Source organism: Sphingobium sp. JAI105, assembly GCF_015752145.1.
Lineage (GTDB): Bacteria > Pseudomonadota > Alphaproteobacteria > Sphingomonadales > Sphingomonadaceae > Sphingobium > Sphingobium xenophagum.
This window is the reverse complement of sequence record NZ_JADOUC010000001.1, coordinates 778365-793992: the sequence shown is the minus strand read 5'-3', so window position 1 is coordinate 793992 and position 15628 is coordinate 778365. Positions and strand designations below refer to the sequence as shown.

Genomic DNA, 15628 nt, shown 5'->3' with positions numbered 1-15628 from the left:
TGTCAAAGCGCCTGTTCAGGCGATGAATTGTTCGGCCGCGATGCGGTCGTCCAGCGTATGTTCCGGGTCGAACAGCAGGGTCAGGGGCGTCGCACGGTCGATCTTGACCTCCACTTGGGCCACATCGCGCACTTCGCGCTGGTCGGCCACGGCGCTGACCGGGCGCTTGACCGGATCGAGCACGGTGAAGCGGATGACGGTATTTTCCGGCAGAATGGCCCCGCGCCAGCGACGCGGCCGGAACGGGCTGATCGGGGTTAATGCGACCAGCGCCGATCCCAGGGGCAGGATGGGGCCATGGGCCGACAGATTATAGGCGGTCGACCCGGCGGGCGTCGCCACCAGCACGCCGTCGCACACCAGTTCAGGCAGGACGACGCGGCCATTGACCTGCACCTCCAGCTTGGCGGTCTGGCGGGTTTCGCGCAGCAGCGACACTTCGTTAATGGCCGGAATCGAAAACCGCTCACCATCGACCGTATCGACGATCATCCGCAGCGGATTGACCTTGAACATCTTGGCCGCTTCCAGCCGCTGCTCCAGCCGTTCCAGCCGCCATTCATTCATCAGGAAGCCGACCGTGCCAAGGTTCATGCCGAACACGGGGACGATCCGCCGCGCTTCCAGCATTGCGTGGAGGGTCTGGAGCATATAGCCATCGCCGCCCAGCGCGATGATCATCTCGGCTTCTTCGACCGGCACGAAATCATAAGTGGCGCGCAGCCGTTCCTCGGCAGCCTTGGCCGCTTGGGTAGGGGACACGACCAGCGCACGCCGCATTTCGTCGCTCATCCGCCGGTAACGCTCATGTGGCGGCGCGTCGCAGGCGCGGTTTCGCCCGCACCAATGCGAAAGTCGTGGCGCGCTGGCTTCAAACGCAATGCGCGGTCGATCAGCGGCTCGACAGCAGCCAGTCCGCCTTCACGTAGCGCCGTCTTGAAATCGACATGATCCTCATGGCCAAGGCACATGAAAATCTTGCCCTCGCACGTCATGCGAATGCGGTTGCAATCGGCGCAGAAATTATTGGTGAGCGGGGTGATGAGGCCAAGCCGTGCCGTCATCCCGGCGACCGCATGATAGCGCGCCGGGCCGCCGGTGCGGTCGGGCAGGGGCGTCAGTGCGTGACGCGCGCGAATATCATCCGCTACCTCGCTCAAGGGCAGATAATGGTCGGTGCGGTCCTCGCCCGTCTCGCCCAACGGCATCGTTTCGATCAGGGTCAGGTCCAGCCCTTCGGCATCGCACCAGCGCAGCATTGGCAGGATTTCATCATCATTGATGCCCTTGAGCGCCACCATGTTGATCTTGATCGCCAGTCCCACCGATTGCGCCGCTTTCAGCCCGGCGAACACCGCGGCAATGTCACCGCCACGGGTGACATGGGCAAAGCGGGCTGGATCGCGGCTGTCCAGACTGACGTTGATCCGGCGCACCCCGGCGTCGGCCAGCATGTCGGCATGGTCGGCCAGCTGGGTGCCATTGGTGGTGAGCGTCAGTTCGTCCAGCCCGCTGCCCAGATGCCGCCCGATCCGGCGCACCAGATCGCCAATATCGCGCCGCACCAGCGGTTCGCCGCCGGTCAGCCTGATCTTGTTGATGCCGCGCGCTACGAACAGGTCGGCCAGCAGCGCGATCTCCTCCAGCGTGAGCACCTGATTTTTGGGCAGGAACTGCATCTTTTCCGCCATGCAATAGCGGCAACGCAGGTCGCAGCGGTCCGTGACGGATATGCGCAAATAGCTGATCCGGCGGCCCAGGCCGTCGGTCATCTGCGCGCGCGAGGGGTCCGCCATGGCCATGGCAACCTAGCTAGGCGATGGACTTGCCCGGCGCAAGGGCAGCCCGGTTGCGGTAGAGGCAAGACGTCGGTAACCCGTTGCTGCTAAGGCGGCGCGATGCGCGCGTTCAGGGGACCATATCAGTGATCGCGGATCAGGCCGAAGACGGACAGCGTAGCCTGTTCATCCTGTCGCCCGGCGACCGGGACGGACTGTGCCATGCCGCGCGCTCAGCCGGCTGGCGCGCGATCGGCGCCAGACGCGCGCGAGAGGCACCGCAACGCTATTTGCGCAGCGAGGCGCAGGTTGCGCTGGTCGATATGCGTTCAGGCGGCGGGGAAGCCAAATTGCTGGCGCCGCTAGTCCCGGCGATGGAGGCGGGTGGCGGCGCGCTGATCGTGCTGGTCGACAAGGCGGACGAAGCGATCATCCCCGATCTGCTGGCGGCGGGCGCAACGCATTTTCTGACCGCACCCTATAGCGAGGCGTCATTGCGCGCCGTGCTGGCGTCCGCCCAGCGGCTGGTGGAGCGATTGGGCGGCGGGGCATCGCCCAGTCAGCGCGCGCAGCGCATCCGACGGGGCGACGCGCTTTATTGGGAATTGGGACGCGGCGATTCGCTGCTGCGGCTGAGCGAAAGTCTGGCCCGTCATCTCGATCTGCCCATGGCGCAGGTTCATCCTGCGACGCTGATCCGCCGCTTGCCAAGGGCGGAACGGCGCGCGGTGCTGACGGCACTGCGGGCGATGATGCGTGCCGGGCGACCTGCTGCACTGGCGCATGATCTGCCCGACCGGCCGGGCAACCGGCTGGTGCATCATCTGCGGATCGAGCAGGGGGTGGTTGCCGCCGATGTTGAATGGCTGTCCGACGCGCAAGAGCGGGATCTGGCCAGCCGCGACTATCTGACCGGCCTGCGATCGCGACAGGCGGCGCTGGACTGGCTGGATCGGCGTACCGGCCTGGCGACGACCGCCATATTGCTGTCGATCAGTCAGTTTGAACGGATGAACGCGGCCTATGGCCAGGTTGTCGGCGACGCATTGCTTGGCCGGATCGCGCGGCGGATCGAACGGATGGTCGACGATGTCGCACCCGGTGCGATGGTCGCACGCATCACCGGGACCGAATTTCTGGTCGGCCTGACCGGCGAAGCGGCGGGCAGCGATCGGGCGACCTTTCTGGCGCGCCAGTTGATCGCGGCGATCGGCCGCCCGTTCAGCGCGGGGGATCACCTTATCCGCCTGATCGCCCGTTGCGGCATAGCCCAGGCGCGGCCCGAAGACGATGCGACCCATTTGCTGCGCCGTGCCGGGACTGCGCTGGCGGATGCACGACAGGCAGGCGGGGAGGGCATCCGCATCCTGTCGACCGATCGGCACAGCCGTCAGGTCGATCCCGACCAGTTGGAAACCGACCTGCGACTAGCGCTCGACCGGGGCGAGATAGGCATCGTGTTCCAGCCGCAATATCCGGTCGATTCGGAGGTCATTAGCGGGGTCGAGGCGCTGGCGCGCTGGAACCATCCGCAATATGGCCCGCTGGGCGCGGGCATATTGTTCGCTACCGCCGAGCGATCCGATTATATGCTGCCGCTGTCGGCGCATATTCAGGCGGAAGCATTGCGGCAGGCAGCGGCGTGGCCGCGCGCGCTCGCGACGCTGCGCCTGTCGATCAATGTGACCGCTGCGGATATTGCCCAGCCGGGGTTTATGGCCGGGTTGCTGGCGATCGTCGACCGAAGCGGTTTTCCCCGGTCCCGCCTGACGGTGGAGATCACCGAAAGCGGATTGATCGAGGATGTCGATGCCGCCTCTGTGTTGCTGACCGCGCTTCGGTCCGAGGGGTTGGCGGTCGCGATCGACGATTTCGGGACTGGCTATTCCAGTCTCGCTTATCTCAAGAGCCTGCCGCTCGACTATCTCAAGATCGACAGCGGGCTGGCGCAGGATATTGCCGGAACGGCGCGAGACCGGATCGTCGTGCGCGGCGTCATCCACATGGCCAAGTCGCTGGGCCTCAAGGTCGTGGCCGAAGGCGTCGAAACGCAGCAACAGCTTGATCTGCTCGCGCGCGAAGGGTGCGATTTTTATCAGGGCTTCCTGCGATCGGCGGGGGTTTCATCCGCCGATCTGGTTGCGCTGGTGCTGGCGGGCTAAAGGCCCAGCAGCGGCCACAACACCATGCCAAGGCCGATCAGGCTGACCATGAAGATGAGCGTGCGGACCATGGGGATGCCCAGCGCATAGACGGGAAGATAGGCGATGCGTGCGCCGATCCATATCCAGCCGCCCAGCGCCGTCATGTCGCTGGTTCGTCCTGCCACTACCACGCCGATCAGAGCGACGATCGCAATTGGCAGCGTTTCCTGAAAATTCGCCTGGGCCCGCGTCAGCCTGCCTGCCAAGGCATTGAGCGGCGGCAGCGATTCGTCGCGCGCGCCCATATTCCAGTGCGCGCCATATTGCCGGGTTTTGGCGTGCGCGGCGACAAAGACATGCGCCATCAGCAAAATCATGGCCCAGGCAAGGATCGTCAGTTCGATCGGCATGGCAATAGTCCCTCTGTTGACAGGCAGAGGGTAGGCCGATGCCGGGGAAGCGGCAATTAAAAGCTGAACCCCGCTCGCGCGATCAGCGTATCGCCCGCGTCGCGGCGCGCGGGTCCGCCGATGCTGGTGCCGCTGTAGCGCAATCCTGCAAACCATCGCCCGCGATACCAGTCCAGCGCGATGCCATGATCGCGGTAGGTGCCGTCAGGTCGCAAACGGGCAGAACGAGCCGGATCGTCAGCATCACCCGATGATCGGCCGACATGGCCGGACAGGGTGAAGGGCGTGTTCGGCAGCGCTATTGCGCCGGCTATGGACAGATAGAGATTGTCGCCGCCTATGGCCGACTGATGGGGCGCATAGTGCGCGCCGAAGTCGATGCTTGCGGGGCCAAGGAGAAAGCCCGCAACGGCGCCGACTTCGCCATAGTCCTGGCCTGATGCACCCGGAAACATATGGTAACGCCCCTGGGCCGACAGCCGCCAGCCGCCCAGTTGCTGGGTCCAGTTCAACCCGGCGTCGATCACGCCATCCGCCCCACCATGCCGCGCGCTGCCCCACAGGCCGGTCGCAGCACTTTCGATGCTCAAACCATCCGTGACGGGAACGGACAGGCCCAGGCGCAGTGCCGGATCACCATCGCTCCAGCTGATACCCCGCCGCCGCTCGTCGCTCATCGCCTCGACAGATGCGTCGAGGCCGGGACTTTGCGCGACGGCTGGCACGGCATGGGCGGCGGTGACGAGCATCGCCGCCCAAAGGATGCCGTAACGCGGATCAGTTGGACGCAAGATTGCGCACCATGTCCAGTTCCGCCAGCAATGGCGCGCGGTCCTGCGCCACGGCTGCCGCCAACTGGGCCTGAACCTGGCCCTGATGGCGTTCGGCAATATCCTTGCGGAAACGGTGGCTCGGCGGGCAGGCCGCGCTATCGCTGCCCGACGCCAATGGATCGGTGGCGATGGTGCGGGCGAGTGCGGGACCATGGGCCAGGCTGCGGTCTATCTCGACCCGTGCGGTCCATTTGCACCGCTGCATATCCATCCGGTTGGGGGTTCGTGCGCCTACCGTGCGCGCGCTGACCACCAGTCGCGCGGTGTAATTGGCCTGAACCTGCATCCCATGATGATCGATCGCAACGCTATGCGAAGCCGCGGCAGCGGCGGCCATCGCGAAAAGGGACATGCTCATATATTTCTCCTGCTTTGCGACGTCGGGCTATCTTGCCTGATCGTCAGCAGCGTGACTTAGATAGTCACTGTTTCCCGGCCATTGCTGGCGCACGACAAAAGCCTGCTTTCGTCATGCCGCCGCCTTGGCCAGACCCTTCGACAATTGCAGCGCGCCGTTGAGGCGAGCTGCGGAATCGGCCCAGTTGCGGTTGACCACAACCTTGCTGTCAGGCCGCAGCCGGGCCACGCCGTCCAGCCGCTGAATATAGGCGACCAGCCCCGCCGGATTGGGGAAGCGATCCTCGAAGAAGCTGACCAGCGCGCCTTTTTGCCCGACGTCGATCTTGGCGATATTCGCCTTCACGCAATTCTGCTTGATCTCGATGATCTTGAGCAGGTTTTGCGTGGGGGCGGGCAGCTTGCCGAAACGGTCGATCAGTTCAGCGGCAAAGGATTCCAGTCCCTGCCGATCCTCTATCTCGTTCAGGCGGCGATAGAGACCCATGCGCAGGTCGAGGTCGGGGACATAATCGTCGGGGATCATGATCGGCGCATCGACACTGATCTGGGGCGAGAAGCTGTCGCTGCGCGCTTCAAGGCCAGCGCCGCCCGCCTTGGCGTCCAGAATCGCCTCTTCCAGCATCGACTGGTACAGTTCAAACCCGACTTCACGGATATGGCCCGACTGTTCGTCGCCGACCAGATTGCCCGCGCCGCGAATGTCGAGATCGTGCGAGGCAAGCTGGAAACCAGCGCCCAGCGTGTCGAGGTCGGACAGCACTTTCAACCGCTTTTCCGCCGTTTCGGTAATGATGCGGTTGGCGGGCGTCGTCATATAGGCGTAGGCGCGGGTCTTGGACCGGCCCACGCGACCGCGCAGCTGATAGAGTTGGGCGAGGCCGAAACGGTCGGCGCGATGGATGATCAGCGTGTTCGCGCTGGGAATGTCCAGCCCGGATTCGACGATGGTGGTGGAGAGCAGAACGTCGTAGCGCTTGTCGTAAAAGGCCGACATGCGTTCTTCCACCTGCGTGGCACTCATCTGGCCATGCGCGACGATCGCCTTGATTTCCGGCACTTCGGTGCGCAGATACTCCTCGATCTCGGTCAGGTCGGCGATGCGGGGGACAACGAAGAAGCTCTGCCCGCCGCGATAATGTTCACGCAGCAGCGCTTCGCGGATCACCACCCCGTCCCATGGCATGATGTAACTGCGTACCGCCAGACGATCGACCGGCGGGGTCTGGATGACCGACAGTTCGCGCAGCCCGGACATGGCCATCTGCAATGTGCGCGGGATCGGCGTGGCGGTCAGGGTCAGCACATGCACGTCGGTCTTGAGCGCCTTCAGCCGTTCCTTGTGGGTCACGCCGAACCGCTGTTCTTCATCGACGATGACCAGACCCAGCCGCTTGAACTCGATACCCTTGGTCAGCAGCGCGTGGGTGCCAACGACAATATCGACCGTGCCGTCGGCAAGGCCCGCCTTGACCGCCTTGGCTTCCTTGTCGGGGACCAGGCGGGAGAGGCGACCGATATTGACCGGGAAGCCGCGAAAGCGCTCCTCAAACTGCATATGATGCTGGCGCGCCAGCAGGGTGGTGGGGCAGATCAACACGACCTGCATCCCCGCCATCGCCGCGACGAAGGCCGCGCGCAACGCCACCTCGGTCTTGCCAAAGCCCACATCGCCGCAGACGAGCCGATCCATTGGCTTGCCAGCGCCCAGATCCTCGATCACGTCCAAAATGGCGCGCTCCTGATCCTCTGTCTCCTGATAGGGGAAGCGATCGACGAAGGCGGGGTAGCCTGCATTGTCCGGTTCAGCGACGGTGGCCGCGCGCAGCGCGCGTTCCGCAGCGGTCTTGAGCAGTTCACCCGCTATTTCGCGGATGCGCTCCTTCATCTTCGCCTTGCGCCGCTGCCAGGCTTCGCCGCCCAGCTTGTCGAGGCCCACGCCTTCGCTGTCGGAGCCATAGCGGGAAAGGACTTCGAGGTTCTCTACCGGCACGAACAGCTTGTCGCCGCCGGCATAGCTGAGCGCTACGCAGTCATGCGCCGTCTTGCTGACCGGGATCTGGGTCAGTCCTTCATAACGGCCAATGCCATGGTCCATATGGACCACCAGATCACCGGGCGAGAGGGTCGCCAGTTCCGCCAGGAAGGCGTCGGCGCTCTTCTTGCGCTTGGCCCGGCGGACCAGGCGATCGCCCAGCATGTCCTGTTCGGTCAGCACCGCGACGTCGGGCGCGGTGAAACCATGGTCGAGCGGCAGGATGGTCAGCACCACGCTGCCATTGGCGGCCAGCCCCAGCGCCTCCTGCCAATCGTCCGCCGCCGCCATGCGCCTGACGCCATGGTCGGCCAGCAGGCCCGACAGCCGTTCGCGCGCACCGGCGGAATAGCTGGCGATTACGACCTTTTTGTCCGTCCGTTGCAACGCCGCGATATGCTTGCCGACCGCGTCGTAGACATTGGCGTTCTGCGCCCGTTCCGGCGCGAAATCGCGCGGACCATCGACCGCAAAGTCCAGCACGGTGGCGCTGTCCGGTTCGTGAAATGGCGTCGCGACGTGCATTGGCCAGCGGGCGACGACCGCGTCCCATTCGGCAGCGTCTAGATAGAGAAGATCGGGCTTGAGCGGGCGATAGGCGCCCGGATCGGACGATTTCGCCTGGACCCGGTTGGCATGATAGTCCCTGATCGCCTCAAACCGGGAATCCGCTGCGCCAACGACGCCATGGTCGCGGATGATGACGGCATCGTCGCCCAGATGGTCGGACAGGGGAACCAGCTTTTCCTCAAACAGGGGCAGCCAATGTTCCATGCCCGACAGCCGCCGCCCCTCGCTGATCGCCTGATAGAGCGGATCGCCGGTCGCGGTCGCGCCGAATATTTCGCGATAGCGGCCGCGAAAGCGCTTGATCGTATCTTCGTCCAGCAACGCTTCGGACGCTGGCAGCAGGGTGAAGCCTTCCACGCTGCCGGTGGTGCGCTGATCGGTGGGGTCGAACCGGCGGACCGTCTCAATCTCGTCCCCAAAGAAGTCGAGGCGCAACGGTTGATCCTCACCGCCCGGAAACAGATCGACAATGCCGCCGCGAATCGCGAATTCGCCGCGATCATGAACGGTATCGGTGCGGACATAGCCATTGGCTTGCAGCATGTCGGCAAGGCGCGTGATCGCAATCCGCTCCTTGGGCGCCAGCTTCGCCACCAGTTGCCTGACGCGAAACGGGGTCAGCGTCCGCTGCGTCAGGGCGTTGAGCGTGGTCAGCACCAGTTGAGGGCCTTTGGGCTTGACCTGCAAGGCGTGAAGGCCAGCGAGGCGTGCCGACGCGGTGCGCAGCGAAGGGCTGGCGCGGTCATAGGGCAGGCAGTCCCAGGCCGGGATTTCGATGATCTCGATCTCCGGCGCGAAATAATGGGCCGTTTCCGCCACGGCGCGCATCAGTTGTTCGTCGGAGGCGACGAACACGGCGCGGGGCGAACCTGCACCATGCGCGGCGCGGGCGATGTCCGCCAGCAGCCAGGGCTGGAACCCCGCAGGAACGCCCGACAGGGTCAGCGGCGCTTTGGCGCGGAGGATTTTCTGGAGATCGGTCATAAATGTTCGCTCTTCAACTCAATCATCCTCCCCTGGTAGGGGAGGTGGCAGGGCGAAGCCCTGACGGAGGGATGTCATGCTATCGAGAGGGCGACACCCCTCCACCACGCCCTTCGGGCGCGGTCCCCCTCCCCTTGCAGGGGAGGAGTTTCTAATTTTCGATCTTCACGAAATCGAGCTTCAGGAACTTGTCCATCATCGGCCCTTTCCATTCGTCCGGCACGGGGATGGTGCCCAGCGCCCAGCCGATGATGTCGGCGTCCTGTTCATCCATGAACCGCTCGAACCAGGCGATCTCTTCGGCATTCCACTCCTTGTGATACCGCTCGAAAAAGCCGCCGACCGCATAATCGGATTCGCGTGTGCCCCGGTGCCAGGCGCGGAATTTCAGGCGGCGCATCTGGGGATCATCGTTCACAATTTGTTCCTTTTGCGGACACGCCGAAAAAGCCGATCGGATGTTTGTGCCATCGTCCCGGCTCAGCTAGATGGGCAGCAGATAGACATGCGACCCGATATTCTCAATCCGCTCTTTGCCGAAATCTCTGTCCTTAAGGGCATTGGACCGGCGCTGGCCCGCCCGCTGGAGCGGCTGGGGCTGGCGCGCGCGGTCGATGTGGCGTTCCACCTGCCGGTCAGCTGGGTCGATCGCGTCCTGACCGACGAACTGGATATGGCCGATGCGGGCAGGGTGATCGGCATCGTCCTGACCCCGGTGGATTACCGTGCGAGCGGCAGCGCCCGCGCGCCGTTCCGCGTCCATGCGACCGACAGGCATGGCAATCCGGTGTCGCTCACCTATTTCGGCCGGAACAGCGCCTGGCCGCGCAAGCTGTTGCCGCTGGGCGAACCCAAATTCGTATCGGGCAAGCTGGAAGCCTATGGCGACAATCTTCAGATCGTTCATCCCGACCATGTTCTGCCGCCCGACGAAGCGGCCACCATTCCCGCGCGCGAGCCGGTCTATGGCCTGTCCGAAGGGCTGACCAACAACCGGCTGCGCGATCTGGTGAGGCAGGCGCTGGCCCGCGCGCCCGACCTGCCCGAATGGATCGAACCCAGCCTGCTGGCCCGCAAGGACTGGCCGGGCTGGCGCGAGGCGCTGGCCCGCATCCATGCGGACCCGTCCGACGCCATGGCGCGCGAGCGGCTGGCCTATGACGAGATTTTCGCGGGACAACTGGCGCTGATGCTGGTGCGGCAATCTTCGCGACGGCGGCGCGGCGTGCCGATCGCGGGCGACGGACGGTTGCGCGCAATGCTCAAGCTGCCCTTCGCGCCAACGGGGGCGCAGCGGCGGGCCTTTGGCGAAATTGAGGGCGACATGGCGCAGGCCACGCCGATGCTGCGATTGCTGCAAGGCGATGTCGGGTCGGGCAAGACGCTGGTGGCGTTGATGGCGTTGCTCAACGCGGTCGAGGTCGGGATGCAGGGGGCGATGCTGGCCCCGACCGAGATATTGGCGCGCCAGCATTATGAGACGCTGCGCAAAATGGCGTCGGGCCTGCCGGTCGAGATCGCCATCCTGACCGGGCGCGACAAGGGCAAGGTGCGTGAGGCGACGTTGATGGGGCTGGCCGATGGCAGCATCGACATCCTGGTCGGCACCCATGCGATCTTTCAGGAAGCGGTGCAGTACAAGAATCTGGGCCTGGCCGTGATTGACGAGCAGCATCGCTTCGGCGTTGCCCAGCGGATGATGCTGGCGAACAAGGCCGAACGCGCGCCCCATCTGCTGGTGATGACGGCAACGCCTATCCCCCGGACGCTGACGCTGACCTATTATGGCGAGATGGAGGTGTCCAAGCTGGACGAGATGCCGCCAGGCCGTCAGCCGATCCAGACCGTGGTGATGGCGGCGACGCGGCTGGACGAGGTTGTCGACGCACTGGCCCGCCATGTCGAGGGCGGGGGGCAGGCCTATTGGGTCTGCCCGCTGGTGGAAGAGAGCGAGACGAGCGACCAGGCGGCGGCGGAAGCGCGGGCTGAATCGTTGAAGCTGCGCTTTGGCGACCGGGTGGGGCTGGTCCATGGCCGGATGAAAGGACCGGAAAAGGACGCGGCGATGGACGCCTTAGCCGCGAACCGGACGCAGATATTGGTAGCGACCACGGTGATCGAGGTGGGCGTCGACGTGCCCAATTCCAGCCTGATCATCATCGAGGGCGCGGACCGGTTCGGCCTGGCCCAGTTGCACCAGCTGCGCGGACGGGTGGGACGCGGCGACAAGCCGTCCGTCTGCCTGTTGCTGCGCGGCAATGCGCTGGGCGAGACGTCGCGGGCGCGGCTGGCGCTGATGCGGGAAACGAATGACGGCTTTCGCATTGCCGAGGAGGATCTGAAGCTGCGCGGGGCCGGTGAAGTGCTGGGGACGCGCCAGTCGGGCGAACAGCAGCTGAAACTCGCTACGCCCGAGCATCTGGCAGCGTTGCTGGAAGCGGCGCGAGATGACGCGCATTTGTTGATCGACCGCGACGGTGGGCTGGACAGCTTGCGCGGACAGGCGGCACGGACCTGCCTCTATCTGTTCGAGCGGGATGCGGCGGTGGGGCTGTTGCGCGGCGGCTAGGAAAAATGCTGCATTTGCGAAACAAATGAGGGTGCGCCACGTTCGCATCCCATGACCGACATCAGCATGACCCACATCACGCCCATGGCGGCGCTATCCATCGGCATCGCCGTTGGCGTGGCATTCCTGTTGCACTGGGCGATCTATGGCGTTGCGTTGCGGATCGTCCGCGCCCGCATGACCCCGCTGCTATTGCCGGAAATATTCCAGCCCACGCGATGGCTGGTCGTCCTGATGGCTCTGGCGGGTGGCCTCAAGTCCATCGAGATGGGACCGCGTGTCGAAGAGTTCTGGTCCATCGGGTCGAAGATGATCTTCGCGTTGCTGGTCGGCTGGCTCGTCCTGCGTGGGCTGCGCGCGCTGCGCAGCATGATCGAACACAAGGCCGACATGAGCGTGGAGGACAATCTGAAGGCCCGGCGGCGTCATACGCGGGTCCGCATCCTCTATCGCATCACCCAGAGCATCGTTGCGGTGTTGGTGATCGCGATGATGCTGATCGCCATTCCCGGTGTCCGTGCCGTGGGCGTGACGTTGATGGCGTCGGCGGGGCTGGTCGGTCTGGCGGTTGGCGCCGCGGCCCAGCCCGCGCTCAAGAATCTGATCGCGGGCATCCAGATGGCATTTTCCGAACCGATCCGGCTGGACGATGTGGTGATCGTGGAGGGGGAATGGGGCCGGATAGAGGATATTACGCTGACCTATGTGGTCGTCCATATCTGGGATGACCGGCGGATGGTGGTGCCGGTATCCTATTTTCTGGAAAAGCCGTTCCAGAACTGGACGACGAAAACGTCCGACCTGCTGGGCACCATATTTCTTTATGTGGACCCGACCGCCGATGTGGAGCGCATTCGCGCCAAGTTCATCGAAGTGACCGGCGCCAATGCCCCCTGGGACAAGCGCGTCGCCATCCTGCAGGTGACCGACCATCGCGCCGATGCGCTGGAGTTGCGGGGATTGCTGAGCGCCCGCAATGCAGGCATTGCATTCGATCTGCGCTGCGAGGTGCGCGAAGCGATGCTGTCCTTCCTGCGCACGGATATGCCCGAAGCGCTGGTGCGGACCCGTCAGCGGATAGATGCGGACGGATTGTTTACCACGCCGTCCGGCGCGGAGGGACGAGCGCCATGAGCGCGTCATAGGTACGCGGCGCGATGGGTCGCAGAAATTCGACGCCCAGCCGTCCATCCTCGACCCAGCGGACTTCGGCGGGATGGTCCTTCACGATCGGTAGCCAGATCGTCATCTGCTCACCCACCAGCAATCCGCCATCGCTGCGGCACATGGCGCCAAGCGGCGATATGTTGATGATGCGCACGCCATGGGTGCGGCCGCGCGCGGTGACGTGGCTGACCATGTCAACCAGATCGCGGGGCGCGCGGCGCTGATCCACGGCGGGATCGCGCGAACGCATGACATGATTGAGGTTGGCGAACAGCGAAGACATGGCCGCAGCCTAGGGGGACGAAGATGGACGCAATGCTACCGGGGAAGGTTAATTTTCCCCTAGCATTATTTCCCCGTCAGGCGATCACGATCCCATGCTTTTTCGCGCCGAAACTGACCTTGTCCCCCGGTTTGAGGGTCAGTGCGGGATCGTTTACCACATTCCCGTTCACCCGGATCGCATTTTCCAGCAATTTGCGTCGTGCTTCCTTGTTCGACGAGGCAAAGCCGAGCGCGACATTGGCCTGCACCACCGTCAACCCTTCCGCGCCGATACTGACGGTCGGCAGGTTCGCGTCCGACGCGCCTTCCTCGAACGTCTTGCGGGCCGTTTCCGCCGAAGCGGCGGCAGCTTCCGCGCCATGGGCCATGGCGGTGGCGGCATCGGCCAATATCTTCTTGGCCTCGTTGATCTCGGCACCCTGCAAGGCTTCCAGACGGGCAATCTCGTCCAGCGGCAGGTCCGTGAACAGCCGCATGAAGCGTCCGACATCGGCGTCCTGGGTGTTGCGCCAGAATTGCCAGTAATCATAGGGCGGCAGCGCGTCGGCGTTGAGCCAGACCGCGCCGTTCATCGTCTTGCCCATCTTGCCCCCGTCCGCCGTGGTGATGAGCGGGCTGGTCAGGCCATAGACCTGGGTGCCATCGACCCGGCGCGCCAGTTCGATGCCGTTGACGATATTGCCCCACTGGTCCGATCCGCCCATCTGCAACCGGCAGGCCGAACGGCGCGACAGTTCCAGAAAGTCGTAGGCTTGCAGGATCATATAGTTGAATTCGAGGAAGCTGAGCGATTGTTCGCGATCCAGCCGCAATTTCACGCTGTCGAAGCTGAGCATCCGGTTGACCGAGAAATGCTGGCCGATGTCGCGCAGGAAGGGGATATATTCCAGGGCGTCGAGCCAGTCGGCATTGTCGACCATGACCGCATCGGTCGGACCATCGCCGAAGGTCAGGAATTTTTCGAACACCCGCTTGATGCTGGCGACGTTCGACGTGATGAGATCGTCGGTCAGCAGCTTGCGCGCTTCGTCCTTGAAGCTGGGATCGCCGATCTTGCCGGTGCCGCCGCCCATCAGCACGATCGGCTTGTGCCCCGCCTGCTGCATCCGCCGCAGCATCATGATCTGCACCAGGCTGCCGACATGGAGCGAGGGGGCGGTCGGATCGAAACCGATATAGCCCGGTACGATCTCCTTTTGCGCCAGCGCGTCGAGACCCGCCGCATTGGTGACGTCATGGATATAGCCGCGCGTGTCGAGCAGGCGCAGGAGGTCGGACTGATAGTTGCTCATGGCGCGCGCCTGTAGCATTGGGAGGGCGGCTGTAAAAGAGGCGGAGAGTCGTAAATGCTGGCAATCGGCCTGATGTCGGGGACATCGCGCGACGGGATCGACGCGGCGCTGATCGAGACGGATGGGGATGGGCTGGTCAAGCCGGTCGCTTTTCATGCGCAGGCCTATCAGGACGGCTTCCGGGTGCGGCTGGCCGAAGCCTGCGCTCGCGCCATGGCGATGGATGCGCCGGGGTTCGAGCCGCTGATCGCCTCGGTGGAGGCGGAGCTTACTGAATTGCATGTGGAGGTGGTGGCCGACCTGCTGGGGCGGAGCGGCCATGTGGCGGAGGATGTCGGCGTCATCGGCTTTCACGGCCATACCGTCGCGCACCGGCCCGACCGGCGCTGGACCTGGCAGATTGGCGATGGCGCGGCGCTGGCCGGGGCGTTCGGCATCGCGGTCGTCGGTGACCTGCGCAGCGCGGATGTGGCGGCGGGCGGGCAGGGCGCGCCGCTGCTGCCGGTCTATCATCGCGCGCTGGCTGCCGCGCTGGAAAAGCCGGTCGCTATCCTCAATCTGGGCGGGGTTGCCAACATTACCGCAATCGGATCGGACGGGGCGCTGACGGCGTTCGACACGGGCATGGCGAGCGGGCTGATCGACAACTGGATGCAGGCGCATGGCGACATGGCGTATGACGCGGGCGGAGCCTGCGCCGCGCAAGGGCGCGTCGATGAGGCGCGGCTGGGCGCGATGCTGGCCGACCCATGGTTTGCCGCGCCGCCGCCCAAGAGCATCGACCGTGAGGCGTTCACGATCGAAGCGGTGCAGGGGCTGAATCTGGAGGATGGCGCGGCGACACTGACTGCCTTTTCCGCAGCGGCGGTCGCGCGCGGTATCGACCATCTGGCCGAGCGACCGCTGTGCCTGCATGTCGCGGGCGGCGGGCGGCATAACAGGACGCTGATGGCGATGCTGGCCGAGCGGTGCGGGGTCGATGTCCGGTCGGTCGATGCGCTGGGCTGGGACGGCGACGCGCTGGAGGCGCAGGGTTTCGCCTATATGGCGGTGCGCCATCTTGCGGGGCTGCCGATCAGCTTTCCGGGTACGACGGGCGCGCCGGCGCCGATGACAGGCGGGGTACTGTTTCGGGCTTAACTTCGCATATTTCCCGGTAAATGCGACATTATATTATGTGAGCGTGATCCTATCGCAAAGTGGC

Annotated in this window: 13 protein-coding genes; 4 read left to right on the top strand and 9 right to left on the bottom strand. The window is 64.6% G+C overall.

From position 1 onward, the window contains the following. Nucleotides 1-15: 15 nt before the first annotated feature. Both IWY39_RS03685 and moaA read right to left on the bottom strand, forming a co-directional pair. The gene (locus tag IWY39_RS03685) at nucleotides 16-792 is read right to left on the bottom strand and encodes an NAD kinase (protein ID WP_017184535.1); all 777 of its coding nucleotides are present in this window, start codon (nucleotides 790-792) and stop codon (nucleotides 16-18) included. Then, entirely contained in the window at nucleotides 789-1802 is a 1014-nt protein-coding gene (gene moaA / locus IWY39_RS03680; protein ID WP_017184534.1) for a GTP 3',8-cyclase MoaA, read from the bottom strand. The genes IWY39_RS03685 and moaA overlap by 4 nt, the downstream gene beginning before the upstream one ends. A gap of 122 nt (nucleotides 1803-1924) precedes the next feature. Between moaA and IWY39_RS03675 the strand changes: the two genes are divergently transcribed. Further along, on the top strand, nucleotides 1925-3940 hold the full coding sequence (locus IWY39_RS03675; protein WP_107124673.1) for a putative bifunctional diguanylate cyclase/phosphodiesterase: 2016 nt from the start codon (nucleotides 1925-1927) through the stop codon (nucleotides 3938-3940). On the opposite strand, the gene IWY39_RS03670 is transcribed toward IWY39_RS03675, so the two are convergent. The 5 genes from IWY39_RS03670 to IWY39_RS03650 form a co-directional block, all read right to left on the bottom strand. Beyond that, a complete protein-coding gene (locus IWY39_RS03670; RefSeq protein ID WP_107124672.1) occupies nucleotides 3937-4332 on the bottom strand; it encodes an MAPEG family protein in 396 nt (131 codons plus the stop codon). The genes IWY39_RS03675 and IWY39_RS03670 overlap by 4 nt on opposite strands. Nucleotides 4333-4388: 56 nt before the next feature. Next, nucleotides 4389-5123 carry a TorF family putative porin gene (locus IWY39_RS03665; RefSeq protein ID WP_315897834.1) on the bottom strand — a complete coding sequence of 245 codons (735 nt, stop codon included), beginning with the start codon at nucleotides 5121-5123 and terminating at the stop codon, nucleotides 4389-4391. Further along, nucleotides 5110-5523, bottom strand: a complete 414-nt coding sequence (locus tag IWY39_RS03660; protein WP_196871395.1) for a hypothetical protein — start codon at nucleotides 5521-5523, stop codon at nucleotides 5110-5112. Before IWY39_RS03660 ends, IWY39_RS03665 begins: the two co-directional genes overlap by 14 nt. A 111-nt stretch (nucleotides 5524-5634) precedes the next feature. Further along, complete coding sequence (gene mfd / locus IWY39_RS03655) at nucleotides 5635-9111, bottom strand: transcription-repair coupling factor (protein ID WP_107124669.1); 3477 nt, start codon at nucleotides 9109-9111, stop codon at nucleotides 5635-5637. A gap of 151 nt (nucleotides 9112-9262) precedes the next feature. Beyond that, nucleotides 9263-9529, bottom strand: coding sequence for an FAD assembly factor SdhE (locus tag IWY39_RS03650; RefSeq protein WP_017182360.1), 267 nt, complete (start codon nucleotides 9527-9529; stop codon nucleotides 9263-9265). An 87-nt stretch (nucleotides 9530-9616) separates the two neighbouring features. Between IWY39_RS03650 and recG the strand changes: the two genes are divergently transcribed. Together recG and IWY39_RS03640 are read left to right on the top strand one after the other, a co-directional pair. Then, complete coding sequence (gene recG, locus IWY39_RS03645; protein WP_107124668.1) at nucleotides 9617-11680, top strand: ATP-dependent DNA helicase RecG; 2064 nt, start codon at nucleotides 9617-9619, stop codon at nucleotides 11678-11680. Between the two features lie 51 nt (nucleotides 11681-11731). Continuing rightward, nucleotides 11732-12814 (top strand): mechanosensitive ion channel family protein, encoded by a 1083-nt coding sequence (locus IWY39_RS03640; protein ID WP_196871394.1) that lies wholly within the window; start codon nucleotides 11732-11734, stop codon nucleotides 12812-12814. On the opposite strand, the gene IWY39_RS03635 is transcribed toward IWY39_RS03640, so the two are convergent. After that, nucleotides 12777-13130, bottom strand: coding sequence for a PilZ domain-containing protein (locus tag IWY39_RS03635; protein WP_107124666.1), 354 nt, complete (start codon nucleotides 13128-13130; stop codon nucleotides 12777-12779). The two genes, IWY39_RS03640 and IWY39_RS03635, sit on opposite strands and share 38 nt — an antisense overlap. Nucleotides 13131-13206: 76 nt before the next feature. Beyond that, on the bottom strand, nucleotides 13207-14424 hold the full coding sequence (tyrS, locus tag IWY39_RS03630; protein WP_107124665.1) for a tyrosine--tRNA ligase: 1218 nt from the start codon (nucleotides 14422-14424) through the stop codon (nucleotides 13207-13209). 54 nt (nucleotides 14425-14478) lie between these two features. Between tyrS and IWY39_RS03625 the strand changes: the two genes are divergently transcribed. Continuing rightward, a complete protein-coding gene (locus IWY39_RS03625) occupies nucleotides 14479-15564 on the top strand; it encodes an anhydro-N-acetylmuramic acid kinase (RefSeq protein WP_107124664.1) in 1086 nt (361 codons plus the stop codon). Nucleotides 15565-15628: the final 64 nt, after the last annotated feature.

Bases quoted from the DNA above. Each gene is read 5' to 3' on its own strand.
- IWY39_RS03685 (WP_017184535.1), bottom strand. From the start codon at position 792: ATGAGCGACGAAATGCGGCGTGCGCTGGTCGTGTCCCCTACCCAAGCG.
- IWY39_RS03640 (WP_196871394.1), top strand. From the start codon at position 11,732: ATGACCGACATCAGCATGACCCACATCACGCCCATGGCGGCGCTATCC.
- IWY39_RS03670 (WP_107124672.1), bottom strand. From the start codon at position 4,332: ATGCCGATCGAACTGACGATCCTTGCCTGGGCCATGATTTTGCTGATG.
- recG (WP_107124668.1), top strand. From the start codon at position 9,617: ATGCGACCCGATATTCTCAATCCGCTCTTTGCCGAAATCTCTGTCCTT.
- IWY39_RS03635 (WP_107124666.1), bottom strand. From the start codon at position 13,130: ATGTCTTCGCTGTTCGCCAACCTCAATCATGTCATGCGTTCGCGCGAT.
- IWY39_RS03660 (WP_196871395.1), bottom strand. From the start codon at position 5,523: ATGAGCATGTCCCTTTTCGCGATGGCCGCCGCTGCCGCGGCTTCGCAT.
- moaA (WP_017184534.1), bottom strand. From the start codon at position 1,802: ATGGCCATGGCGGACCCCTCGCGCGCGCAGATGACCGACGGCCTGGGC.
- tyrS (WP_107124665.1), bottom strand. From the start codon at position 14,424: ATGAGCAACTATCAGTCCGACCTCCTGCGCCTGCTCGACACGCGCGGC.
- mfd (WP_107124669.1), bottom strand. From the start codon at position 9,111: ATGACCGATCTCCAGAAAATCCTCCGCGCCAAAGCGCCGCTGACCCTG.
- IWY39_RS03625 (WP_107124664.1), top strand. From the start codon at position 14,479: ATGCTGGCAATCGGCCTGATGTCGGGGACATCGCGCGACGGGATCGAC.